We start from the raw sequence: 24,173 nt of genomic DNA, 5'->3' as shown, positions 1-24,173 counted from the left end.
TTTTTAATGATTCAATGTTCCCGTATTTACTACAGGCTGGGCTGTATCATCACCACAGAGCACTACGAGCAGATTGCTGACCATGGCAGCCTTCTTGTCGTCATCAAGCTCTACCACATCTTCATCGCTCAACTTCTGCAATGCCATCTTCACCATTGACACGGCACCCTCTACTATCTTCTCTCTAGCAGAGATGATGGCTGAAGCCTGCTGGCGACGAAGCATCACGGCTGCTATCTCCGGAGCATAAGCCAGATAGTTGATGCGAGCCTCTACTACCTCGATACCTGCCATCGCCAAACGCTCATCGATGCGAGCCTCCAACTCCTTATTGATTTCATCACTTCCATCACGAAGCGTAATCTGATTCGACTTTCCACCCTCGTCATCATCGTAGGCATACTGTCCGGCTACCTGTCGGAGAGCAGCATCTGCCTGAATCTGAACAAAGCGGCCCAGCATATTCATGATCTGTGCAGCAGAAGCACCAATGCCAGCCTGACCTGTAGAACCCTCAGCCATGGTCTGGGTATCAATCTCGAAGATAGCCTTGTAGGTATCCTTCAGTTTCCACACCAGCACCATACCAATCATAATCGGATTACCCGTCTTGTCATTCACCTTGATAGGTTCGGCATCGAGGTTGCGCACACGAAGCGAAAGCTTCTTCTGACTGATAAACGGATTCAGCCAATAGTAACCCGGCTCTGTAAAAGTGCCACGATACTTACCGAAGAAAAGCAATACGCGAGCCTGACCCGGCTCTACCAGGATGAAACCGCAAACGCAGATGATACTCAGGATGAGAAGCAGTACGCCACAAACACCACAGACATTTGCCAGCCAGCCCTCTTGCGAAACGCAGGCAAATATAAACAAGCCAACTCCAGCCAGGAAGCCGATGATGTTTAATACTAACATCAGGATGCCATTCAAGGTCTTTCCCTGATAAGTAAATTCCTTATTCTCCATAATCTTACTCTATTTATTACGTTAATATTGTTGATATCATTTTGATATCGCAAATATACGATATTAAAATGATATAACAAGGGCAGAAGAAAAAGATTTCAAATACTTTAACGTAAAAAGGTCGTCGGGACGATACCCAACGACCTTTTCTCAGATTTTCACCTATTTATATATAGAAATATTATTCTATCACTTCCATTTCTTCCTCTTCTATTTCCTCCTTGATTTCCTTCTCTTTCTTTCCGAACTCAGGATCTATCTTCAGGAAAGCGGTAACCAGGAAAGTGATGGCGCAGCATGCCATCACAATGATGAAGAACAAGCGATAGCCTACCATATCTTTCAGATATCCCGAAACCATACCTGGCAACATCAAACCTAAATAAGAGATTCCTGTACAGATGGAATAATGGGATGTCTTGAACTTGCCCTGGCTATAGAACAGCATATAAAGGGTAAGAACCGTGAAGCCCAAACCATAACCGAACTGCTCGATAAAGAGACAGCTTGAAACCACGATGATGTCGCTGTTCAGCGAATAGCTCAGATAGATGTAAACCACATCCGGCAGGGTGATGGCGCAAACCATCGGCCAAAGCCATTTCTTCATACCATCGCGGCTCACCAGAATACCGCCGATGATGCCACCCAGCAGCAAACCGATCAGTCCCACCGTACCATTGGCAAAGCCATATTCCTGCGGAGACAATCCCAGTCCGCCCTGTGAATTAGGACGAAGGATGAAGGTCTTGGTCATCGTATTCAGGAGTGCTTCCGGGAAACGATAGAGCAGGAGGAAGAGCATCACACAGATGGTTTCTCCCAATCCGAATTTCACAAAGAAGGTGCGGAACATATTCTTCAGTTCGTGCGCCACTTCGCCCACCGTTCTATCGGTCTGCACATCCTCCTTCGGACGCGGCATGAATCTGCTATGATAGAGCCACAATCCGATGAAGATACCTGCCAGTCCGTAGAAGATAAGCGCCCATGAGAAGCGGATCTGGTTACGGAACAGTACCTGGAGAACACCAGCCAACATCACCAGGAATCCATTCACGAAGATGATGGCAAGGCGATAGAAGGTATTTCTCAAACCCACGAACTTGGTCTGCGTATGCTCATCCAACTCTATCATATAGAAACCATCCGCCGAAATATCGTGGGTGGCACTACAGAAGGCGATGAGGAAGAAGAAACACATCGTTGCCTGGAACCAGAAGGCAGTAGGCAGCGAGAAAGCGATGCCGGCAAGAGCTGCTCCGATGAGCGCCTGCATCGTCAATACCCACCAACGCTTAGTCTTCAGCAGATCGATGAATGGGCTCCACAAGGGTTTGATAACCCAAGGCAGGGCGAGCCATCCGGTATAGAGACCCACCTCAGCATCGGTCAAGCCCAACTGCATATACATAACCACAGAGAGGGCTGTCACGATGACGTTAGGCAGTCCTTCCGCAAAGTAGAGTGTCGGAATCCAAGCCCATGGATTCCGACTATTTTTCAATGTTCCCATTCTACAGCTTTATTTATAGAGTTTCTTGATTTCTGCACCCTGATAGTAGTGCAGGAGGATAGCATCATAGAGATACCCTTCCTCTCCCATCACAGCAGCACCAATCTGACAGAGACCTACTCCATGGCCCCATCCTGCACCGATGAGTTCGAAACGCTGAGGTACTCCCTGCTCATCTTCATCCTGTTTATCTACCACAAAAGCAGAACTTAAAAGATGAGAATCGCTGAGTGCACGTCGGATTTCAAGTTCCTTACCGATGGTGAAGGTTTTCTCTGTACCGATGATCTGGAGTTTACTGATTCTTCCACTCTTGCCTCGCTCTACGGCTTTCAGATCGAGGATGGCACCAAAGTCCATCTTCAGTTTGTCAGCGATAAGCTGCTGGAGTTTCTCCTGAGTGAGCGTTACCTTCCAGCGATAGAAATCGGCAGTCTCCTGGTCATAATCATTCAATACCTGCGAAAGAATCTTCTTGTCTGTCGTATTGCAGAAAGCAGGTGGGTTCGAGCGAATCCACTTCTCAGCCTCTTCCTCGATGGTAAGATCAGGCATAACCTTTGCATCCTCGATACCCAAGGCTATATCCCTTACGGCTGTGAGATAATTCTTCGGCGTATTCTCCCAGCAATACTGGAACTCTTCTGTAACACCGCCACAACACTTCGAGAATCTAGCATCACATATCTCATCACCATCCAGCAGAACCTGTCCTCTGGTGAGTCTTACCGCCTCTGCCACATGTGGTGAGGTCTCCTTCGTAATTCCCTGATAACGCTGACAGTGGTCATCGGCACAAACATCGAAAAGAGTATGATCTTCGCGATCGTACCAACGGATGAGCATATCCTCCTTCTTCACGAAAGAGAAGAAATTGTTGCCACTCTCCGCCACCTCTCTACGATACTGCATCTGAGCCAAAAGCCAAGAGCGGGAAATCACGGCGTGCGCCTTCAGGAGTTCAAGACTGGATGTGGCACTCATCTCACTACTGATGACACTCTCCAGATATTTTTCTACAGGCAGCTCATTAATGGCTAAATCTTATCAGATTCTACCAGGAATCTCAGCGTACCCAGGAAAGTCTGGGTTTCCTTGCGCTCCCAATGGAAGTTCACACCGATGGTTACATCACTCAAAGAGAAAGAGGCATCCGGACTCTGCGGATGGAAAGTAAGTGAACTATACTGATTTCCATTCCAAAGCACACCACCTTCGGAGAATTCCACCTCCTGCTCACCAATCACGATTTCTCCCTTGGCAAGATAAGGTTTGTTGAGTATGAAATGAACCTTCTGCGCACTCACGATTCCCACAGTCACCTCAGGCTCCTTACCATTATCATATAAGGCAGAAGCTCCGACAGCAGCCTTTGCTTCCTTTGCCGCCTTCAGCTTGTTAACGATAGTCTCTACCTTCTCTGGACTGATACCGCATTCCTGCAAGATAGCAGTAGCCTTTTCATCGGTGAGTTTACGGAAATCTTCCTCACGAGGAGTAATGATGAGTCCGCTCATATCGAGTGCTCCCGGCGAAACCATCACCTGTGCATCCCCTTCAGCAAAGTAAGCATCTGGTCGATGTTTCTCTCTTGGGATAACCACAGTGATGAATTCTTCACACTTACGCCAGGCAACGATGTTCATCATTGGCTCTTTCTCGTCGCCACGATGAGGCAAAGCCTTGTAAAGTCGGCGGAAGAGGGTTTCATCACTCTCTTCGCTCTTCGAGATGATAACAAAGGCTGGCACGATGAAATCGCGAACCAATGCAATCTTCTCATCATCATTCAGCGAGATGATGTCGGTAAGATTGCGGGAAAGGCGCTGCCAGTTTGCCTGCAAAGGAAGAAGTCCACTAGAACCAGCCTGGAAATGCAGGTGGTCTGGAGCAGAAGCTCCACACTTCGGACCATTATAGAATACCATCAAGTCGCTGTGCAGACTCAGGAATCTGTGCATCTCACCATAGTTCTTATAGATGAGCTGATACTGGTGTTTGCGTGCCGGGATCGTGAAATGGATTGGCAAGATAGGGAACGGATTCACCAGAAGTTGGAACTTATCGTCTATCTGCTGCACCATCTGTTCTTCCGGACGATTGCAAGCACAGAGGAAGCAAGGGCGCTCGCTCAAAGCCTTCTTGTCGATTTTGGCTCCCGTGCTAACCATACGAGCCGGATTCCACTGCAACTTCACAAACTCAGAGAGCGTCTTGGTCTCTACGTGCTTGAGGTCGCGATAACGATGTCGAGCCTCCTCCCATTGCTCCAACTGTCGATTGAAGAATCGGGAAATACTGCTATCTTCCATGATATCAGCCTTTCCCAACAGCATCTGCTGACGTGCCTTCAACTCCATGGTGCGCAAACGGTCTTTATAAAGATTATTGGCGTTCACCTTTTCTATACTGAGGGCTGCATCAGAGTTTCCTCCCCAGCGACGACAGAGGTAGAGTTCCTCATAGATTCTGCCGATGCGGTAGCGGCGAGAGAAAGCCAAGCCCATCGCATAGTCCTCGCCATAGCTGGTATTAGGAAACTGTATCTGTCTTGCCAACGGGGTAAAGAAAGCACGAGGAGCACCTAATCCATTGATGCGCAGGGCATTGTTGCAGCCATTCTCCTCGGTCCACTCCTTATGGTCGATAAGTCCAGGAGGAAGGGTCTGCAGATCGAAGTCGCACATACGATAAGAACCCACAATCATCGCAGCCTTCTGCTGATGGAAAGCATCTACTATCTTCTGCAGTGTATCGGGAGAAGAATAGAGATCATCGCTATCGAGCTGAACAGCAAACTTTCCACAGAACTCGCTAGAGATGGCCAGATTCCAGCAGCCACCTATTCCAAGGTCTTTGCTTGCAGGTTGGAGCAGGAAGAGACGTGGAACCAGCTTTCCCTGCATCGAATATTTTACCTTTCCCTCCTTATATACCAAATCAAGTTTCTCTACATCCCAGTTCGTGCTATCAGCTATTTCCTGCACGATTTCTCCAGTACGATCGGTAGAATGATTATCTACGACTATGACGTTGAACTTGAAATTGGTCTTCTGGCTCATTGCACTAAACACAGCGTCTGCGATGGTCTTCTCTCTATTGAAAACCGGGATGATGACGGATGCCTCATATTCAAAATCCTGCTCATCAAAATTCGGCTGACGATAGTAACAGGTATCAATCAGAGCGCCCAATTTGCCAAGATGCTGGGTACAAGCCTTTTCCATTTCTATCTGCACCTCCCTGTTACGAGGATTCACATAGTCGAACTGCTTCTCACCGCTCTTGCGATTATCCCTCTCGGTCTCGGTATAGAGATATTCATTGATATGGAAGATTTCTCCCACTCGACTCAGATAAAGTCTCAGGTCGTAGAGACCTGCATAGAGATATTCCTGACGATCGCGCTGAGCTACATAATCACGGAGAGCCTGTGCCTTGATGAGCCAGAGGCTTCCAAAATCGAAATCATCACGAAGTGAACCCTGCTGATAATCGATTACCGGATGCTTTTCCAACTTAGGAACTCTCAGTGATTTCTCCAGTTCAGAAGCATCTTCACCCAATGAAGCCTGGAATTTGGCTGTTTTGTCTTCATCCAACACCATCGTATAATGGTCGGAGTAAACCATCACCGCTCCCGTGTCATCAGCCACACGGAGAAAACGCTCCAATGCGAGATTGCCCCATCGGATATCTGTATTTTTGGTACAGATCAACACATAGTCGGCATCGGTGTTCTCTGCGATGCTCTCTACTGTGTTAGAACTCTCAAGGCGGTCAACGGCAATGAAGGTGCAACCTTCCGGCACCGGATGCTGGGCAGCGAAGTCAGCGCTCACCAGGAGGTTGATATGCTGTACTGTTTTGTCTTCGTGAAGATCTATGGTCGTAAATCTAGCTTCCTGTAGGTCGTCACAAGGCAAGAAAAGATCTATTTTTTCTCTCATTTTCACCTTATTTTAGCTTATTATATTAAAATATGTGGCAAAGATACGAATTTTTCAGCAAAAAAGCGTATCTTTGCAGTATGAATAATGAAAAAAAATATCTTTTAGGTCTTACACTTGCTGAATTGAAGCAGGTGGCTAAGGATCTCGGCATGCCTGCCTTCACCGGCGGACAGATGGCGAAGTGGCTCTATGAGCAGCACGTAAAGAGCATTGATGAGATGACCAACATCTCGAAAGCCAACCGTGCCAAGCTCGCTGCCGAATACGAAATAGGATGCGCAGAATTCTCTGACGCACAATACTCTGTGGATGGTACCATCAAGTACCTCTTCCCTACCCGAAGCGGCAAATTCGTAGAAACGGTCTATATCCCGGATAAAGACCGTGCCACCCTCTGCGTTTCATCACAGGTGGGCTGCAAAATGAACTGCCTCTTCTGCCAGACCGGAAAGCAGGGATTCGAGGGTAGCTTACCTGCCGGCGACATCCTGAACCAGATTTACTCGCTGCCTGAGGTGGACAAGCTCACCAACATCGTATTCATGGGACAGGGCGAGCCGATGGACAATCTCGACAATGTGCTTCGTGCCACTGAAATTCTCACCGCCGATTACGGTTGGGCGTGGAGTCCGAAACGAATCACTGTAAGTTCTGTGGGCGTGAAGAATAAGCTGAAGCGATTCCTGGAAGAGAGCGAATGCCATGTGGCAATTTCGATGCACGACCCGATACCATCAGAACGTGCAGAACTGATGCCTGCTGAACGCGGAATGAGTATAGAACAGGTGGTAGAGCTTCTGAAGAACTACGATTTCTCTCATCAGCGCCGCCTGAGTTTCGAGTACATCGTATTCAAGGGAGTGAACGACAGTATGCAGCATGCCAAGGCCATCATCAAACTGGTGAAGGGGCTCGATTGCCGTTTCAATCTCATCCGCTTCCATCAGATTCCCGACATCCCGCTGCAGGGTGTGAACGATGAGAAGATGGAGCAGTTCCGTGATTACCTCACTTCCCATGGTGTTTTCACCACTATCCGTGCCAGCCGCGGCCAGGACATCTATGCAGCCTGCGGTCTGCTCAGCACCTCGAAAAAGATCGGAGAAATCCGACATCATGAGGATGAGAAGCAGAAAGAGGAGATGTAGAGAGAATAACATAATGGTGAGAAAAACGATAACGTTTCTTTTCCCGTTCTATCTTATATTCGTTCTCCTGACAAGTTGCGATATAACAGGTAAGAACAGGAAAAAGCCAGCCAGCACGGGACAACCTTACGAGGTGGTACTCGAGGGTGATACCGACAGCATCGTAACCAAGATGCTGACGGAGGATGTGACAGGACTGCCCCAACCCGAACCACTCTGCCGACTGATTCAGGTGAAAAAGGGCAAGACACAAGGCAGCTATCTGCTCGTCAGAACCCGAATCATCGTGAATATCGGAGAGCGGGATTTCTCCGTCAGGCTGAGCCACGACGAAAATGCTGCACCGCAGAATATCATCCGCATTACCGCCCGCTCGACACAGCAGTTGCTGGAAAAGCTCAATAGCGAAAAACTCCGCCAAATCGTGAATGAGGTAGAGTTGAAACATCTGGCAGATATCATCTCCAGCAACCCCAGCAAACAAAACAAGGAGATGCAGGACGAAATCAAGAAGATGTTTGGAATTGACATGAAGATTCCGGTCTCGATGAACGCCAGCAAAAAAGCAAAAGACTTCATCTGGATCTCGAATAATGCAAGTACGGGAATGCAAAACCTGCTCGTGTTTAAAGTGAAGAGTGAAGAACGAAGAATGAAGAATTCAAATGCTTTTCATGTAAATGACAAGGCTCAGATTGACAGCATTCTTCGAACCAATATGCTCGGCGAAACCGACAGCATGTACATGGTGATTCCAGTTCTTTCTGAAAGAGGGATCTGGGAGATGAAGGGGGATGCCATGGGAGGCCCTTATGTCATGCATTGCATTCATAAGTCAACAAGCCAAGCTGAAATTCAGCAAGGCTACAACCTCTACATCATCGGCTTCGTCTATGCTCCAGAAATGAAAAAGAAAATATTAATCAAGCAGCTCGAAGCTGCGATTTCTACTATAAAATAAGTATTAATGGACAACAAGAAAATCAGGGTGGCTATCACCCACGGAGATACCAATGGTATCGGATATGAACTCATTTTTAAGGCATTCAGTGAGCCAGAGATGTTGGAGTTTTGCACCCCAATCATCTATGGTTCACCTAAAGTGGCAGCTTATTATCGCAAGGCGATGAATCTGCCAGCCCAGTTCTCTATCATCCAGAAAGCTGAAGATGCTGAAGATGGACGTATCAACCTCCTCGCAGCCGTAGATGAAGAGGTTAAGGTAGATATGGGACTTCCTACTGATGAATCAGGAGCTGCAGCCATCAAAGCACTCGACCGTGCTATGACCGACTATCGCAACAATCTCTACGATGTCTTGATTACAGCACCAGTAAGCAGTCAGAACGTCAAAATAGAAGGATATACCTTCAAGGGACACAAGGAGTACATCGAAACATGCATCGGCGACCGCAACAGTTCCCTGAGCATCCTCATCGGAGACGACCTCCGTATCGCAGCTATCACAGAAAAGACACCTTTGGCTCAAGTAGCTGGTGCAATCAGTCAGGAAAGTATCGTGAGCAAGACAACATTGCTCTGGCAGACATTGAAGCGCGACTTCCTCATCACCAATCCACGTATCGCCGTACTAGCTCTGAATCCTAGCATCAACGAGGAACAGAGTTGCGGCAAAGAGGAACGCGAAATCATCATCCCGGCTATCGACCACCTTGCTGACAAGGGAATCCAGGCGTTTGGTCCTTACCCTGCAGACGAATTCTTCGGCAGCGGTTACTTCAGCGAATTCGATGGAATCATGGCAATGTACTACGATCAGGCTACCGTGCCATTCCATGCTCTCTACAACGAGGATGGCGTGCTCTACACTGCAGGCTTGCCACTCATCCATACCGCAGCCAACACTACTCCTTGCTACTTCATGGCAGGCTGCAACGAGGCAGACCCAACATCATTCCGCCATGCTATCTTCACGGCACTCGATGCTTTCCGCCATCGCGAAACAAGCGACGAGGTGGGTACAAACCCATTGCCAAAACTCTATCACGAGAAGAGAGACGAAAGTGAAAAGGTTCGCTTCTCTATTCCAAAGAAGCATGCTCCATCTCCATTCCCATCCAAGAACGGAAAACAGGGAGCGCCTAAGGGTAATGAGCAGAAGGAGGCACAGAACAATGCTCCAAGAAACAACGAGCAGAAGGAGGCACAGAACATTGCTCCAAGAAACAATGAGCAGAAGGAGGCGCAGAACAATGCTCCAAGAAACAATGAGCAGAAGAACAATAATCAGAAAGCTCAACAGCCTAACAAGCAGAAGGCAGCACAGGCAGCTGCAGCTCTCTCAGCTGTTCTCTCTGCAGTTCAGGCTGGTCAGAAGCCAGCTTCTAAAGAGTAAAAAACGAGGCGAAATTAGCTGCTGGAACTTGTATGTTTCCAGCAGCAATATCAGCCTGATACAAGACTAGAAATTAAGGAAAAAGAGCAGAAAGATAGGCGAAAAAGTTAAAAATCACCTATTTTCTGCTCTCCATAACCTATTTTTGGACGAAAAAAGCAGATAATTCAAAAAAAATGTGTAATTTTGGCAGCTAAATGGATAATTCCGAACTTCAAAAGATAAAACAACGATACAATATCGTCGGAAACAGCGACGGATTGAATCGTGCTCTCGATGTTGCCTTACAGGTGGCACCGACAGACCTTTCCGTGCTCATCATCGGAGAAAGCGGAGTGGGTAAGGAAATCATTCCAAGAGTCATCCACGACAATTCTCCACGAAGAAGAGAGAAATACTTCGCCATCAACTGCGGCAGCATCCCAGAGGGAACCATTGACAGCGAACTCTTCGGACACGAAAAGGGTTCCTTCACTGGAGCCATCGGAGAAAGCGAAGGTTACTTCGGAATAGCCAACAAGGGAACCATCTTCCTAGATGAGGTAGGAGAACTTCCCATCCAGACGCAAGCCCGCCTGCTTCGTGTACTGGAAACTGGTGAATATATCCGAGTAGGAGGCACAGAAATCCGAAAGACCAATGTGCGTATCGTAGCCGCCACCAATGTGAATATGCGTAAGGCGGTGAGCGAAGGAAGATTCCGTGAGGATCTCTACTATCGCCTCAATACGATTCCTATCCAGATGCCTCCTTTGCGCGAACGTGGCGGTGACATACTCTTGCTCTTCCGTCTCTTTGCCATGCAAATGGCTGAGAAATACCACTTGCCGAAAATCTCGCTTTCGGAAGATGCCAAGCAACTGATGTTGAAATACAAGTGGCCAGGAAACGTACGACAGCTCAAGAATATCACAGAGCAGATGTCGGTACTCTCAAAAGAAAGAGAAATCGGACTGGATGCACTTCTCCAATTCATCCCAAAAGATGAGGAGAGTACACAGCTGGCCCCGATTCCTCAACAGAACGTAGGGCAGCACAGTTATGAAAGCGAACGAGAAATTCTCTATAAGATTCTGTACGAATTAAGAGGAAACGTAAGCGACTTGAGACGCGAAATGAACTCGTTGAGAAAACAACTTGATGAAGCGCGCGGACTGAACGGTGCCCAAGGGTTCTCTCAATCACAACCGATAGACAACAGTATCATACCCGCAAACTATCCAATAGATGTGACATCATCTCGTACGTCGGATATCATACAGTCTCACTCGGACATGCTGAACTCTCATCCAGATCTGATACATTCCCGACCAGAAGCCCAGGAAGTAGAAGCAGAGGAAATCAAGGATTTCGACAACGAAGAGATGAGCGAGAACGAATCGCTTAACCTTAGCAAGCTGGGCAGGCAGATGATAGAAAAAGCATTGGAGAGAAACAACGGCAACAGAAAAAAAGCAGCCGATGAATTGGGAATCTCCGACCGCACCCTCTATCGAAGAATCAAGAAATACGGGCTCGGAAATGATTAACGACTCATTGCTGGGAAAGATAAAAATAAAGAATAAAAAAATGAAGCACTTACGCGCGTACCTATATATAATAGGCATCATATTGGTAATGGGAACTACGGCTGCATGCTCCGTAAGCTACACGTTTAACGGAGCCAGCATTGACTATACCAAGACCAAGACCATTCAGTTGGCCGACTTCCCTATCAGAAGCTCGTATGTCTGGGGACCTATGGGTCCGTTGTTCAACAATGAGCTGAAAGACAAGTTTGCCAGCAACACTCAGCTGCGCCAGGTTTCCAGAAACGGAGATTTAAAGATAGAGGGAGAAATCACCCAATATTCACAGCGTAACAAGTCGGTGAGTGCAGAGGGATATTCTGCACAGACAGAATTGAGCATTACAGTGAACGTCCGCTTCACCAATACCAAAAACCACAACGAGGACTTCGAGCGACAGTTTACCTCCGCCAAGACCTACGATACCACTCAGAGCCTGGCATCTGTGCAGGAAGAGCTGGTTACCCAGATGGTAAAGGATTTGGTTGATCAGATATTCAATGCAACTGTAGCTAACTGGTAAAAAATTCAATATTCAAAGAAAATAGCAAAACATCGTGGAATTAAATAGATTAATACAACATCCTGAGGAAATGGACCGAGAGACGCTCTACGACCTACGTGCGCTCTTGGCTCTTTATCCGTACTATCAGACGGCTCGCCTACTGATGTTGAAAAACCTATACCTACTCCACGACCCTAGCTTCGATGAAGAACTTCGCCGAGCAGCCATCTATATCTCAGATCGCAAGGTCATCTTCCAAATGATAGAGGCTGCTCACTATCAGCTCAAGCGTACCCAGACTAAGCCACAAGGTATGGGCATTCTTGATGCCAAGAAGAAAGAAGATCGCACCAGCAGCCTCATTGATCACTTCCTCGACTCCATTCCTACCGATAACGAGGAAAATGAGAAGAAGAAAGAGAAGCGCAAGCCTACTCCAGCCGATGCTGCGGTAGATTACGTATCGTACTTGATGGAGACCGAGACAGAACAGAAGATGGAACAACCATCCCGTACTATCAGTCTCATCGATGACTTTATAGAGGAAGGCGGCTTTAATCTGGAGAAAATCAACGGCACAGAGGAATCTGAAACAAAATCTGAGACAGGAGCAGATATAGGATCAGATACAGAAACTGATACAGGAACTGAACCTGCCGAAGCAACTCCCCATAACGAGTCAAGCGATAACGGCGGAATCTTTACAGAAACCCTTGCAAGAATCTACATCAAGCAGGGCAAGTATGAGAGAGCCTATCAGATTATCGATCGTCTGCATAAGCAGCACCCACAAAAGAGTGCATATTATGTAGATCAGCTCAGATTCCTGGGGAAGCTGATACTGAATGCAAAGAAATAAAATATCCTGCAAAGGGGGAAAAGAAATAAATAAAATAATAATAATAAAACTAGTTTTAAAATTAAAAAATGGCTTACACATTATTTGTAGTATTAATCGTCCTGGTTTCAATCCTGATGGTTCTCATCGTGCTGATCCAGGAGTCAAAGGGAGGTGGATTGGCATCTAACTTCTCTTCAACCAATTCCATCATGGGTGTACGCAAGACTACCGACATCGTAGAAAAGATTACATGGGGTCTTGCAGCTCTTATGGTAGTAATCAGCGTAGCTTGCGCATACGTTGCTCCACAGGCAGCAGGCGAAAGTAGCGTAATGGAGGGTGCAACTCAGGAGCAGACAGCTCTTCCAGCTATGCCAGGTGCTAGCAAGGATGCAGCAGGTGCTCAGAAAGAGGCTCCAGCAGCAGGTGCAGATGCTCAAAAGGCAGCTCCTGTAGTGCCAAGCAGCCCTGCAAAATAAAAAATCGAAAAAAAGGTACGAAAAAATTTGGTGGAATCATTTTTTTTTCGTACCTTTGCACCCGCTTACAAGAAAATGGTGGACGTAGTTCAGTTGGTTAGAGCGTCAGATTGTGGTTCTGAATGTCGTGGGTTCGAGTCCCACCTTCCACCCAGAATAAACCCTGCAAGAGTAATTTCTTGCAGGGTTTATTGTTATATGATCATATTAGTTTTTGTTATATGATATATCTACTATTAGAATATAGACTATGAAAAAGCCTGCTAAGAGAAAAATCTCTAAGCAGGCTTTTTCATAGTCAACAATCAATATAAATGATTATCTGATAACCTTTACCTCGCCGTTCTTGGCAATCTTAACGATACTTGAAGGCTGGTGAGGCTTATGCTCCTGACGACGAGTCCAGCACACGTAATCTACCGCATTCAGAATCTCTTCAGAGATATCACGATAGTTCTGAGCTGCCGGCTCGCCACTAACATTGGCACTTGTACTTACGATAGGCTTCTGGAAACGATAGCAAAGCTGCTTGCTGAACTCCTCGTAAGTAACTCGCATAGCTAAACTACCATCTTCTGCTACAAGATTGTTAGCCACACCATTCGCATCATCCAGGATGATGGTAGTAGGCTTAACAGGCATTGCTGCATCGATGAAATCCCAAGCCACCTGAGGCACGTTACGAAAATAACGAGCCATACGATCAGCCGAGTCTATGAGGCAGATAAGCGCCTTAGAATCGTCGCGCTGCTTAATCTCATATACTTTCTTCACAGCTTCAGGATTAGTAGCATCACAACCGATTCCCCAAACTGTATCTGTAGGATAGAGAATCACTCCACCCTTTCGCATGCATTCTACTGCATTCTTAATATCTTCTTCTCTAGTCATTTTCTTAACTGTTTGAAAATTGAACTTTGAAATTTAAATCCAAATTACTGTAATCCTGCATCTGTATTGGGTGCTTTCTGACATTCGTAGTAAGAAATATCCTTCATTCCATTGAGGAAGGCTGAAGCTTCCATGCGCTTTTTACCAGCAAGCTGCAACTCATAGATATTGAGCCAATGGTCGATACAAGCTACCTGCAGATGTCCGCCTTCTATTCTAAAACATCCTACAGGTGCCATACCACGAGAATCATCACTAACTCTGGTCTTGAATATCTTAAGCACCTGCTCTTTCACGGCATCTTTCTTCTTGATGTTGGTCCAAGCGCCAGGATATGGTGAGAGACCGCGTATGAAATCGTGTACCAGTTTAGCAGGCTTGTGGAAATCAATGCAGCAAGTTTCCTTGAATATTTTAGGAGCAGACTTGAGTTCTACCCCCTCACCGATGAATTCTTCCTGAGCGATACTCGAAATATTACCATCTGCTGCAATCAACTGATCGATAGTTTCCAAAGCAATTTCTGCCCCCAAATGCATCAATCCGTCATATACATACTCAACATTCGCCTCGTCAGGAATAGGGAAACGCTTCTGCATAATGATACGACCTGTATCTATATCGTGATCGAGGAAGAAGGTAGTAACACCCGTCTCTGTCTCGCCATTGATAACAGCCCAATTGATAGGAGCAGCACCACGATACTGAGGCAACAAGGCTGCATGAACATTGAAGGTACCAAACTTAGGCATTGCCCACACAGCCTCTGGCAACATACGGAATGCCACCACTACCTGCAAGTCAGCCTGATAGCTCTTAAGTTGTTCCAGGAACTCAGGATCCTTCATCTTCACGGGCTGAAGCACTGGCAGTCCATGCTCTACAGCATACTGCTTTACCTGAGAAGGTTGCAAAGTGTCCTGATGTCTGCCCACAGGCTTATCAGGCTGAGTAACCACAGCCACCACATTGTAGCCGCCCTCTACAAGGCACTTGAGGGATTCCACAGCAAACTCTGGAGTTCCCATAAATATGATTCTTAAATCTTTCTTTGTCATACTGTTCATTGATTAATATTATTACTCTGCAGACATATCTGCCACAATGTGACGATATACCTCATATACCTTGGTACGACTGATATAGCCCTTCAACACACCATTAATATCTACTACTGGCAACTGTGCGGCATCAGTCTTATCAAACTTCTGCATCACCTCATCCATCCTCTCGTTCTCACTAATTACGGCAGAAGGCTGCAACATTAGCTGTTTCACCTTGAAATGCTTATAGAGTTCTGTTCGGAAGATGATGTGGCGAATCTTGGTGATATCTATAACTCCCAGTAAAACACCCGCCTCATCGAGCACAGGCAAGAAATTATTATTACTTCGACTAATCTCACTCACCAGTTTTTCCATCGGCAAATCTTCTTTGATTGGATGATAATCCTTCTCAACCAAACTTTGCATACTCATCAGAGTGAGCGCTGCACGATCAATGTGGTGCGTGAGAAGCTTTCCCTCTCTAGCCAAACGCAAGGCATAGATACTATGGCTCTCAAAGATACTGATGGTAAGGAGAGAAGATATGCACACAATCATAAGTGGCATAAAAAGCTGATAACCACCTGTAAGTTCGGCAATAAGGAAAATACCGGTAAGTGGAGCATGCATCACCCCCGTTATCAATCCAGCCATACCCATCAAGGTGAAATTCTGCTCCGGCACATAAACACCTACCTCGTAAACATTCCAGAGTCGGGCAAAGAAGAAACCAGCAAATCCACCGATGATAAGCGAAGGAGCAAAGGTTCCACCACATCCTCCACTACCATTGGTTGCCGAAGTGGCAAAAACCTTGGTAAAGGTAACCAAGCCAATATAGAGAATCAGCAAATTTTCATGACCGGAGAAAAGAGAACGGTTCATTACCTGCCCCCACTCTGCCTCATTCTGCCCCTTGAGAAGCACATTGACTGCCGAATATCCCTCACCATAAAGAGAAGGAAGAAGGAATATGAGCGAACTGAGAATGAGTCCACCAAAAACCAACTTACAATAAGGATGATTCTTCATCTTGGCAAAAAGACCTTCGCACCATGACATCGTGCGCATGAAGTAAAGACTCATCAAACCGCAGAAGATACCCAACAGGATACATGCTGGAGTACGATTCAACTCCCATGGATTGGTAAGAGTAAAATCGAAAAGCGAACTTTCACCCATAAAGATATAGGTAAAACAGGTAGCAGTGACACAACTGATAAGGATTGGCAGAAGTGAAGCCATACTGAGATCTACCATCAGTACCTCGAGGGTGAAGACGAGTCCTGCGATTGGAGCCTTGAAGACTCCCGCAATAGCAGCACTTGCTCCACAGCCCACCAGCAGAATCATGGTCTTCTTATCCATACGGAAAATCTGTCCCAGATTAGAACCGATGGCTGAACCGGTAAGCACAATAGGTGCCTCGGCTCCAACAGATCCACCGAAACCAATGGTAATACCGGAAGCTACCACCGAAGACCAGCAGTTATGTCCCTTAAGTCGGGAATTTTTGGTCGAGATGGCGTAAAGCACACGGGTAATACCATGCGAAATATTGTCCCTCACCACATACTTGATAAATAGTGAGGTAAGATAAATACCAACGATAGGGAAAAGCAGGAAGAGCAGATTATAAGTGCTCTGCTGGAACCCGGAAGTAAGCAGCAACTGTATTTCATGCACGATACCATGCAGGAAGAAACCTGCTACAGAAGCGAGCAAACCTATCACAAAAGCTAGGATAAGGGTCATCTGGCGGTCGGAAATATGTTCCTTCTGCCAGACAACAAATCTTTCTATCCTGCCTTGTTTGTATTCAGATAACTCTTCATCCATTATCATGCTGAAATTTTAGAATTCTGATGTAAAATGGAACTTGATATGCTCGAAGTCTTGCTGAGCCATACTCAACACATAGCCAGAATCGGCGAGGAACACATCGCGGTCCTCAATATCCTTTGCCATATACTGGTACTTACGCTTCTTGAAGTTCTCCAATTCCTTCTCATCGTCAGCCTCAATCCAACATGCCTTATGCAAGTGAACAGGCTCCCAACGGCACTTGGCATTGTACTCGTTCTCCAAGCGATACTGGATAACCTCGAACTGCAACTGACCGACGGTACCCACGATGCGACGACCATTGAACTGGTTGACGAACAACTGTGCAACACCCTCGTTCATCAACTGCTCCAATCCCTTCTGGAACTGCTTGCTCTTCATTGGGTCATCGTTTTCGATATACTTGAAGAGAAGTGGAGAGAACGATGGCAATCCGCGGAAGTGAATCTTCTCGCCCTCAGTCAGAGTATCACCAATCTTGAAGATGCCGTTGTCTGGCAAACCAACGATATCGCCAGGATAAGCCTCATCGATGGTACTCTTACGCTGCGCCATAAACTGAGTAGGTGAAGAGAAGCGCACAGTCTTGTCGAGACGCACATGGTAGTAAGGCTGATTACGCACAAACTTTCCTGAACAAATCTTGCAGAACGCAATACATGAACGGTGGTTAGGATCGATATTTGCAGTAATCTTGAAGATGAAACCAGTAAACTTAGGCTCTTCTGGTTCTACCATACGCTCTTCAGACTTGGTTGGCTTTGGGGATGGAGCAATCTGCACAAAGCAATCCAAAAGTTCCTGCACACCGAAGTTGTTCAAGGCTGAACCAAAGAATACCGGTGCCACTTCTGCAGAACGATAGGTTTCTACATCAAACTCAGGATAAACGCCATCAACCAGTTCCAGTTCCTCGCGCAACTGGCTTGCCTCACGCTCGCCTACTCGCTCATCGAGTTCCTCTGACTGCACATCCACCTCTACCTTCTCGGTAACACGCTGCTTGTTAGGTGTGAAAAGGTTGAGCTGGTGCTCGTAGATATTGTAAACACCCTTGAATCGGGCGCCCTGACCGATAGGCCAAGACAATGGGCGAACGGAAATCTTCAATTCTTCTTCCAACTCATCGAGAACATCGAATGGGTCGCGTCCCTCACGGTCCATCTTGTTGATGAAGATGATAACCGGAGTATTGCGCATGCGGCACACCTCCATCAACTTACGGGTCTGTGCCTCTACACCTTTAGCCGAATCGACCACGATGATAGCAGAGTCCACTGCGGTGAGAGTACGATAAGTATCCTCGCAGAAATCCTGGTGACCCGGGGTATCGAGAATATTCACCTTATAAGGCTCGCCGCTCTGACCATCAGGCAGATAGTCGAACTCCATCACAGATGTTGATACGGAAATACCACGCTGCTTCTCGATATCCATCCAGTCGGAAGTTGCTGTCTTACGAATCTTATTATTTTTAACGGCACCAGCCACCTGAATCTGTCCACCGAAGAGCAGGAACTTCTCGGTCAATGTTGTCTTACCAGCATCAGGGTGCGAAATAATGGCAAACGTTCTTCTTCTTTCAATCTCTTTCATCAATAATATATATTATATGTATATCCTAAAAAAAATCACTAATCACTAAAAAATAATCACTACATATCGTCATCTTCAAACTTCAAGCCTTCAGTACGATCCTTGATATAGTAATCACTGAGCAAACCCACGAAGATTGAGATTTCCTTGATAGCTTTCTCTGTTTCAGGGGTAATCTCCTTCTTTTGCAATCTGAGCATCATTACTCCGTAAAGTGCATCGAGACAAGTCTCAACCTCATTAATATCCTTATCACCACGGTTGCGCAACTCAACGATAAAAGGCAACACCTTGTAATACTCAGCATTGTAAATAGGGAACTTTGAACTCTGAAGGAGTCTGCCGTGCAGATCAATGACATCCTGCAATAACACTCTATTAATATCAAGATGCCCGCTCTCACGCTTGCCTTCTTCATTCATCATACGAATGAGATTTCCAAACCAATCGAGTTCCTCGTCTTTCTGCTCAGGAGTGAAATCGAATCGTTCGATATAGTTTTTCTTAATCACCGGCAGCGAGCATCCATAGGCACGGATGATATCCTCAATCTGCCACATATATAAGAGGTATTCTGCAATACTTTCTTTTCTTAATTTCTGTGCTACAAACATAACTTAAAATTCTGGTAAATGATAAAGATTAAACATCGTTCCAAAAAGAGCGATGATTGAGAAAATAATCACGATACTTCCTATCACCTTATTGATGATAAGGATTCCATTTGTATCAAACTTACCTCTGATCTTATCGACGAGCCAGGTGAGTCCAAACCACCACAACAAGGCTCCAAACATAATGCTCAGATATCCCACACCCATCTCTAGCGGCATATCCGGAACCACAAAGGCAAACTGTGCAAAGGTAGCCATAAAGAGAAACACGATGAGCGGATTACTCAAGGTAACCAGGAAAGCCGTTATACCATTATGCCATAAAGTACCCTGCTTATTGCTCGACTTATGCATATTCTTCATCGGATTACTCTTGAAACAATAGATTCCGAACACCAGCAGCAATACACTACCGAAAATCTGCAGGTAGAACTTGTTCTGCGCATTATTCACAAAGTCCATCACGAAACTCATACCTAAACCCGTGAAAAGTGCATATACGATATCACTGCACGCAGCACCAATGCCCGTGACGAACCCAAACCAGCGTCCCTTGTTGAGCGTACGCTGAATACAAAGAATGCCTACAGGCCCCATAGGGGCGGAGGCAATCACTCCGATGATAATTCCTTTGAATATAAAGTCAAGGATGTTTATCTCTATTGGAAATGCTAAACTCATTTTTCGTACATTATTCTATAACAGCGGGCAAAGTTACAAAAAAAAGGGCACATTTGCAATATTTTTGCCCAAAACTTCTAAAATTATACTTTTTTATACAAGAAAAAGTTGATATTTTCAAAAGGATTCATTATCTTTGCAGCATAAATAAACAATTCTAACTAATTAAAAAAGTAACATGACTGAAAATACATTAAAACCGTACGTTATTGGTTTAGACCTCGGCGGTACTAATTCTGTGTTCGGAATCGTTGATGCTCGTGGCGAAATCAAGGCAACAACAGCTATCAAAACTGGTGGTTATGATAAGGTAGAAGACTATGTAAAGGCATCTGTAGAGGCACTCCAGCCAATTATCGAGACCGTAGGTGGTATCGAGAAGATCAAGGCAATGGGTATCGGTGCTCCTAACGGAAACTTCTATACGGGTGCTATCGAGTTTGCTCCAAACTTGGCTTGGGCTCACGATGGTGTTGTACCTTTGGCTGATATGTTCAGCAAAGCTCTCGGTATTCCAGTAGCTCTTACTAACGATGCCAACGCTGCTGCACTTGGCGAAATGACCTATGGTGCTGCTCGTGGCATGAAGAACTTCATTGATATTACCCTCGGTACAGGTGTAGGTTCTGGTATTGTCATCAATGGTCAGATGCTCTATGGAAGCGATGGTTTCGCAGGTGAGTTGGGTCATGTTATCATGGTTCCAGGCGAGGCTGGTCGTGTTTGTGGCTGCGGTAGAAGAGGCTGTTTGGAGACATATTGCTCTGCTACAGGTGTAGCTCGCACTGCACGCGAGTTCCTGGAGACAAGCGATGAGCCTTCTTTGCTCCGCGAGATGGATCCAGAGAAGATTACCTCTTACGATGTCAGCGTTGCTGCCAGCAAGGGTGATGCTCTGGCTAAGCGCATCTACGACTTCACAGGCAAGATGCTGGGTGAGGCTTGCGCTAACTTCGCTGCATTCTCAGCTCCTGAGGCATTCGTATTCTTCGGCGGTCTCACCAAGGCTGGTGACCTCTTGATGAAGCCTTTGAAGGAAGCTTACGACAAGAACGTGCTCAAGATTTACAAGGGCAAGGCTAAGTTCCTTGTTTCTACTCTTGATGGCAGTTCTGCAGCTGTACTTGGTGCAAGTGCAGTAGCTTGGGATTTATAATATGTGATGATGTGTTCTCTTCATTAGAGATTATCATATAAAAAGTAAAAAAGAGTTTGATGTTCTTCTGAACGTCAAACTCTTTTTTTTGCAATCATCGCAATATCCTGCTTTCAAGATGCAAATAGAGTGTAAACCACATCCATGAGTATGATATCAAAAAGGTAAAGAAGAAGGAATTGCTGAAGGTATGGAAAAAGGTAGAGCGGAAGGTATGGAAAAAGGTATGTCCCAACGAAGCCTTGAAATTGCCAGAAAGATGCAGGCAATGAATATCGATGAAGCTACCATCCTAAAATTAACAGGATTAAGCCTGGAGGAAATCAGAAAGCTGAAATCATAGATATTTCACCATCATATAGAATCTCCCTATAAGCACAGCTCTGCTGACTTATAGGGAGATTTTTGGCTAAAATAGCCTGTAAATAGCTGTAATGACAAATAATTTTCACTATTCAGCCTTTAGCCAGGCTCTCCCAGGAAATGGTAAATCAATTGCACCATTTTGGGAGAAAAGTATTGACACCGCTGATGATAGCCCAGTTGGCGGATGCCCTCCCACAGGGGTGGACAGCGCTTGATCCATGACATCAGGTGTCGGCGAGCCGTAATCTTGTCGCCCGCCATAGGAAAATACAGCAAGGCGAGATCTGCCTTGCCCATCATCATATTGTTATTGTGATTGGCATCTTGCATAAGCTAATTGTTTTTAAGATCAGAATAGTTTATCACCAGCGAACAGCCTCTATCCTTGAAGAAACCACGCAGGGCGGTCACGATATATGCCGCCTTCTTCATCGGTAACTTCTTGCGGATACATTCTGCCACATACTGCTCCTTGCGCTCAAACCAGCACACGAAGTCGCCCAGCATACCCATACTGAGCTGGTTGCTCAGTTCTATCGCCTTCGTCTCGCCCACATCATAAAAATGCATCAGTCTGATCTTCAGCTGCAGACGCTGGGACAGCAGTTCCTCCGAAACCACCCCCTCCTCTTCCTTGCGATAATGTACGGTAAAGACGAGATATGCCGGCCAGCCCACATGGCAATCTTCACCCTGCTCATTCTCCTGAGGATAACATGCCGACAGGGTAACATACTGATCTACAACACCCAAGTCGTAGAGTCGCTTCTGGTCGGCGAGTGCCGGCTGAAGGGTTTTCAGGTTCAGTTCGCTATAATACTTATAGTAATCTTCGCTGCCATGCATGAGCGCCACGAACTTTCTGGGATCCACACGGGTGTATCCCTTGATAGCCCAACAGTGGGTAATGATGTAGAGCTTGATGGACGAGGCACTGCGGCACTGGTTCACCACATCCATCCTGATATGAGTAACCCCTTTGTCGAAGCTGTAGAAATAATCCAGCAAGTCGTTCGAGAAGCGGAACTCTACAGCCAGTTTTCCTCCCATCTTGGTGAATTCGCAAGAGAAAAGTCTTGGAAATTCAGCATAATAGGTCACCTGGTTCACTTCACACTTAAAGGGAATGGCTATCGGCTTGTGCTTCGTCATATCCTCTAAAGCATTCTTCACCTGACCATAATGGTTGGTGCTTGCACAAAGCTCAGACAGGCGCATTACGACAGCAGAATACCCATAAGTCAGTTGACTGGGTGTGAGATACTTACGCATAGACCTATTAGGCATTTCTCCATCTACCACATAGTCGTTAATCACTTTCTGAGCATGGCTGATAAGAGCCAAAACTACCTTGAGCTGCACAACGGAATAATTGTTTCGCGACAGTCCTTGAACTCCCAGCAGGGAGATTACGTTGTTTCTAGGTGTTGTCATTTCTTTTCCTTGTTTAGCTGTCTGCCCTTTTCAAGGTAGGCAAATTAATATTTTAAAAAGAAATCGACACAGAAGGATAGGTGAAGATAACAATTTGAACACCAATATTTTCCCCGAAAGGATTTTTGCTCTTTTGTCGGCATCCGTTTGGTATAGACAATCTTACCATCCATTCCATGCCGATTATTCTTATCTTCGAATCAATCGGACACAGAATGCCCTGATAAGGATCCTATACCAAACTCACGAGAGACAGGAAAGAGCACACCTTTTCTCTCAGAGCAATTGAAAATCCTCATTTGCATCAGCCTCGTGACAACTACGGTTTTTTGCCATAGCTTTTGATGTCATTTCAGCTAACCGATTGCAAAAGTAACACTATTTTTCGAAATAACCAAGAAAAACGAAGAAAAAATACATTTTCCATCAATTTTTCTAAAAAAAAGTTTTCTCACGCGCGTTTACGTATAGTATAAAAAGTATAATAAAGTATGTATATTACTATATATGGTATAGTATAAGGGCCATTTTTATGCATCTATCCACTTAATTATCAAGCACTTAACTTTCCGTCACTTTCCGAAATGGGTGGTCTGACACCCCCTATTTTCCGAGATGGGTGCTTAAACTCGCCGAGATGGGCGTGTTTTGAATACCCACTTTCCGAGATGGGTGGTCTCTATAAACCAGATGGTATCTTACTACACCATACAGCCCCTCCTACTACACGCTATATGGCATCAGACTACACCCAATATGGCATCCGCCGGCATCATATATGACGCAGACAGGTATCATATATGACATAAGCAACCATCATATATGACATAAGCAATCATCATATATGACGCAGGCAATCATCATATATGGCACTCGAAAGCAGGATATAGGTCGCTTACATCCCCCTCACCAGGATATAACCCTCATTCCATATCAGGTGGGAGAAAGAGTACCATCTTGAGCGAAAGTGAACCAAAAAGGACGAAAGTGAACCATCTTGAACCAAAGTGTGCAATTCGCCCCTGCCGGATGTCGTATCTTTGCAAATGTAATCGGGAAGAGTCCGATACACAACAAGAGTTATTCATCTTTTAAAATTTTAGTAGTATGTCAGTAAGTTTTAGTTTAGCAAAGCATTTGGCAAAGCCGGGTGACAAGACCTCAGACAGCAAGTATTATGCTTGCACACAGATCAACGATTCCATC

20 protein-coding genes, 1 tRNA gene and 1 pseudogene are annotated in these 24,173 nt (G+C 45.7%); 10 read left to right on the top strand and 12 right to left on the bottom strand.

The features are described from left to right. Positions 1 to 3: 3 nt before the first annotated feature. The 4 genes from DW830_RS10885 to DW830_RS10875 all read right to left on the bottom strand — a co-directional run bounded on the left by DW830_RS10885 (position 4) and on the right by DW830_RS10875 (position 6,438). On the bottom strand, positions 4 to 972 hold the full coding sequence (locus DW830_RS10885) for an SPFH domain-containing protein (RefSeq protein ID WP_117662731.1): 969 nt from the start codon (positions 970 to 972) through the stop codon (positions 4 to 6). 181 nt (positions 973 to 1,153) lie between these two features. Next, positions 1,154 to 2,488 (bottom strand): MFS transporter, encoded by a 1,335-nt coding sequence (locus DW830_RS10880; protein WP_199656122.1) that lies wholly within the window; start codon positions 2,486 to 2,488, stop codon positions 1,154 to 1,156. Between the two features lie 9 nt (positions 2,489 to 2,497). Next, positions 2,498 to 3,472, bottom strand: coding sequence for a SpoIID/LytB domain-containing protein (locus DW830_RS17365; protein WP_410524517.1), 975 nt, complete (start codon positions 3,470 to 3,472; stop codon positions 2,498 to 2,500). Positions 3,473 to 3,525: 53 nt separating this feature from the next. Next, positions 3,526 to 6,438 (bottom strand): DUF4922 domain-containing protein, encoded by a 2,913-nt coding sequence (locus tag DW830_RS10875; RefSeq protein ID WP_410524516.1) that lies wholly within the window; start codon positions 6,436 to 6,438, stop codon positions 3,526 to 3,528. Between the two features lie 80 nt (positions 6,439 to 6,518). Here DW830_RS10875 and rlmN point away from each other — a divergent pair, with 80 nt between their 5' ends. The 8 genes and pseudogenes from rlmN (at position 6,519) to DW830_RS10835 (ending at position 13,491) form a co-directional block, all read left to right on the top strand. Further along, positions 6,519 to 7,589, top strand: coding sequence for a 23S rRNA (adenine(2503)-C(2))-methyltransferase RlmN (rlmN, locus tag DW830_RS10870; protein WP_117662725.1), 1,071 nt, complete (start codon positions 6,519 to 6,521; stop codon positions 7,587 to 7,589). A 13-nt stretch (positions 7,590 to 7,602) separates the two neighbouring features. Continuing rightward, positions 7,603 to 8,550 carry a DUF4837 family protein gene (locus tag DW830_RS10865; protein ID WP_158573480.1) on the top strand — a complete coding sequence of 316 codons (948 nt, stop codon included), beginning with the start codon at positions 7,603 to 7,605 and terminating at the stop codon, positions 8,548 to 8,550. A 6-nt stretch (positions 8,551 to 8,556) separates the two neighbouring features. After that, a pseudogene (locus tag DW830_RS10860) lies at positions 8,557 to 9,645 on the top strand (PdxA family protein); the annotation flags it as partial. Between the two features lie 497 nt (positions 9,646 to 10,142). Then, positions 10,143 to 11,474: a sigma-54 interaction domain-containing protein gene (locus tag DW830_RS10855; protein WP_119249906.1), complete on the top strand. Its 1,332-nt coding sequence runs from the start codon at positions 10,143 to 10,145 to the stop codon at positions 11,472 to 11,474. A gap of 40 nt (positions 11,475 to 11,514) precedes the next feature. Beyond that, complete coding sequence (gene lptE / locus DW830_RS10850) at positions 11,515 to 12,036, top strand: LptE family protein (protein ID WP_199656121.1); 522 nt, start codon at positions 11,515 to 11,517, stop codon at positions 12,034 to 12,036. A 34-nt stretch (positions 12,037 to 12,070) separates the two neighbouring features. Then, on the top strand, positions 12,071 to 12,877 hold the full coding sequence (locus DW830_RS10845) for a tetratricopeptide repeat protein (protein ID WP_119249904.1): 807 nt from the start codon (positions 12,071 to 12,073) through the stop codon (positions 12,875 to 12,877). A gap of 68 nt (positions 12,878 to 12,945) precedes the next feature. Continuing rightward, positions 12,946 to 13,338: a preprotein translocase subunit SecG gene (secG, locus tag DW830_RS10840; RefSeq protein WP_119249903.1), complete on the top strand. Its 393-nt coding sequence runs from the start codon at positions 12,946 to 12,948 to the stop codon at positions 13,336 to 13,338. A gap of 77 nt (positions 13,339 to 13,415) precedes the next feature. After that, positions 13,416 to 13,491 (top strand) — tRNA-His (locus DW830_RS10835). A 165-nt stretch (positions 13,492 to 13,656) separates the two neighbouring features. Here DW830_RS10835 and DW830_RS10830 read toward each other — a convergent pair. The 6 genes from DW830_RS10830 to DW830_RS10805 are packed head-to-tail and all read right to left on the bottom strand — an operon-like array spanning position 13,657 to position 20,011. Then, positions 13,657 to 14,229 (bottom strand): L-threonylcarbamoyladenylate synthase, encoded by a 573-nt coding sequence (locus DW830_RS10830; RefSeq protein WP_119249902.1) that lies wholly within the window; start codon positions 14,227 to 14,229, stop codon positions 13,657 to 13,659. A gap of 44 nt (positions 14,230 to 14,273) precedes the next feature. Then, positions 14,274 to 15,287 (bottom strand): methionyl-tRNA formyltransferase, encoded by a 1,014-nt coding sequence (fmt, locus tag DW830_RS10825; RefSeq protein WP_119249918.1) that lies wholly within the window; start codon positions 15,285 to 15,287, stop codon positions 14,274 to 14,276. A gap of 21 nt (positions 15,288 to 15,308) precedes the next feature. Continuing rightward, positions 15,309 to 17,114 (bottom strand): chloride channel protein, encoded by a 1,806-nt coding sequence (locus DW830_RS10820; protein WP_119249901.1) that lies wholly within the window; start codon positions 17,112 to 17,114, stop codon positions 15,309 to 15,311. A 15-nt stretch (positions 17,115 to 17,129) separates the two neighbouring features. After that, positions 17,130 to 18,716, bottom strand: a complete 1,587-nt coding sequence (locus DW830_RS10815; protein WP_119249900.1) for a peptide chain release factor 3 — start codon at positions 18,714 to 18,716, stop codon at positions 17,130 to 17,132. Between the two features lie 59 nt (positions 18,717 to 18,775). Further along, complete coding sequence (locus tag DW830_RS10810; protein WP_117662710.1) at positions 18,776 to 19,330, bottom strand: DUF4924 family protein; 555 nt, start codon at positions 19,328 to 19,330, stop codon at positions 18,776 to 18,778. A gap of 3 nt (positions 19,331 to 19,333) precedes the next feature. Further along, positions 19,334 to 20,011 (bottom strand): LysE family translocator, encoded by a 678-nt coding sequence (locus DW830_RS10805; protein WP_119249899.1) that lies wholly within the window; start codon positions 20,009 to 20,011, stop codon positions 19,334 to 19,336. Between the two features lie 178 nt (positions 20,012 to 20,189). Between DW830_RS10805 and DW830_RS10800 the strand changes: the two genes are divergently transcribed. Both DW830_RS10800 and DW830_RS15865 read left to right on the top strand, forming a co-directional pair. Next, on the top strand, positions 20,190 to 21,167 hold the full coding sequence (locus DW830_RS10800; protein ID WP_119249898.1) for an ROK family protein: 978 nt from the start codon (positions 20,190 to 20,192) through the stop codon (positions 21,165 to 21,167). Positions 21,168 to 21,357: 190 nt separating this feature from the next. Further along, positions 21,358 to 21,510, top strand: coding sequence for a hypothetical protein (locus DW830_RS15865; protein ID WP_158573479.1), 153 nt, complete (start codon positions 21,358 to 21,360; stop codon positions 21,508 to 21,510). 119 nt (positions 21,511 to 21,629) lie between these two features. On the opposite strand, the gene DW830_RS10795 is transcribed toward DW830_RS15865, so the two are convergent. Continuing rightward, entirely contained in the window at positions 21,630 to 21,863 is a 234-nt protein-coding gene (locus DW830_RS10795; RefSeq protein WP_233544486.1) for a DUF4248 domain-containing protein, read from the bottom strand. A 3-nt stretch (positions 21,864 to 21,866) separates the two neighbouring features. Further along, a complete protein-coding gene (locus tag DW830_RS10790; protein ID WP_119249897.1) occupies positions 21,867 to 22,967 on the bottom strand; it encodes a replication initiation protein in 1,101 nt (366 codons plus the stop codon). Between the last annotated feature and the right edge of the window lie 1,206 nt (positions 22,968 to 24,173).

Origin of the sequence: Prevotella sp. AM34-19LB (assembly GCF_003468525.1) — a bacterium.
GTDB lineage: Bacteria > Bacteroidota > Bacteroidia > Bacteroidales > Bacteroidaceae > Prevotella.
Note: the sequence above shows the minus strand (reverse complement) of the source record. Positions and strands in the feature narration are given on the sequence as shown.

Bases quoted from the DNA above. Each gene is read 5' to 3' on its own strand.
- DW830_RS10885 (WP_117662731.1), bottom strand. From the start codon at position 972: ATGGAGAATAAGGAATTTACTTATCAGGGAAAGACCTTGAATGGCATC.
- DW830_RS10880 (WP_199656122.1), bottom strand. From the start codon at position 2,488: ATGGGAACATTGAAAAATAGTCGGAATCCATGGGCTTGGATTCCGACA.
- DW830_RS17365 (WP_410524517.1), bottom strand. From the start codon at position 3,472: ATGAGTGCCACATCCAGTCTTGAACTCCTGAAGGCGCACGCCGTGATT.
- DW830_RS10875 (WP_410524516.1), bottom strand. From the start codon at position 6,438: ATGAGAGAAAAAATAGATCTTTTCTTGCCTTGTGACGACCTACAGGAA.
- rlmN (WP_117662725.1), top strand. From the start codon at position 6,519: ATGAATAATGAAAAAAAATATCTTTTAGGTCTTACACTTGCTGAATTG.
- DW830_RS10865 (WP_158573480.1), top strand. From the start codon at position 7,603: ATGGTGAGAAAAACGATAACGTTTCTTTTCCCGTTCTATCTTATATTC.
- DW830_RS10855 (WP_119249906.1), top strand. From the start codon at position 10,143: ATGGATAATTCCGAACTTCAAAAGATAAAACAACGATACAATATCGTC.
- lptE (WP_199656121.1), top strand. From the start codon at position 11,515: ATGAAGCACTTACGCGCGTACCTATATATAATAGGCATCATATTGGTA.
- secG (WP_119249903.1), top strand. From the start codon at position 12,946: ATGGCTTACACATTATTTGTAGTATTAATCGTCCTGGTTTCAATCCTG.
- DW830_RS10830 (WP_119249902.1), bottom strand. From the start codon at position 14,229: ATGACTAGAGAAGAAGATATTAAGAATGCAGTAGAATGCATGCGAAAG.
- fmt (WP_119249918.1), bottom strand. From the start codon at position 15,287: ATGACAAAGAAAGATTTAAGAATCATATTTATGGGAACTCCAGAGTTT.
- DW830_RS10820 (WP_119249901.1), bottom strand. From the start codon at position 17,114: ATGGATGAAGAGTTATCTGAATACAAACAAGGCAGGATAGAAAGATTT.
- DW830_RS10815 (WP_119249900.1), bottom strand. From the start codon at position 18,716: ATGAAAGAGATTGAAAGAAGAAGAACGTTTGCCATTATTTCGCACCCT.
- DW830_RS10810 (WP_117662710.1), bottom strand. From the start codon at position 19,330: ATGTTTGTAGCACAGAAATTAAGAAAAGAAAGTATTGCAGAATACCTC.
- DW830_RS10805 (WP_119249899.1), bottom strand. From the start codon at position 20,011: ATGAGTTTAGCATTTCCAATAGAGATAAACATCCTTGACTTTATATTC.
- DW830_RS10800 (WP_119249898.1), top strand. From the start codon at position 20,190: ATGACTGAAAATACATTAAAACCGTACGTTATTGGTTTAGACCTCGGC.
- DW830_RS15865 (WP_158573479.1), top strand. From the start codon at position 21,358: ATGGAAAAAGGTAGAGCGGAAGGTATGGAAAAAGGTATGTCCCAACGA.
- DW830_RS10795 (WP_233544486.1), bottom strand. From the start codon at position 21,863: ATGCAAGATGCCAATCACAATAACAATATGATGATGGGCAAGGCAGAT.
- DW830_RS10790 (WP_119249897.1), bottom strand. From the start codon at position 22,967: ATGACAACACCTAGAAACAACGTAATCTCCCTGCTGGGAGTTCAAGGA.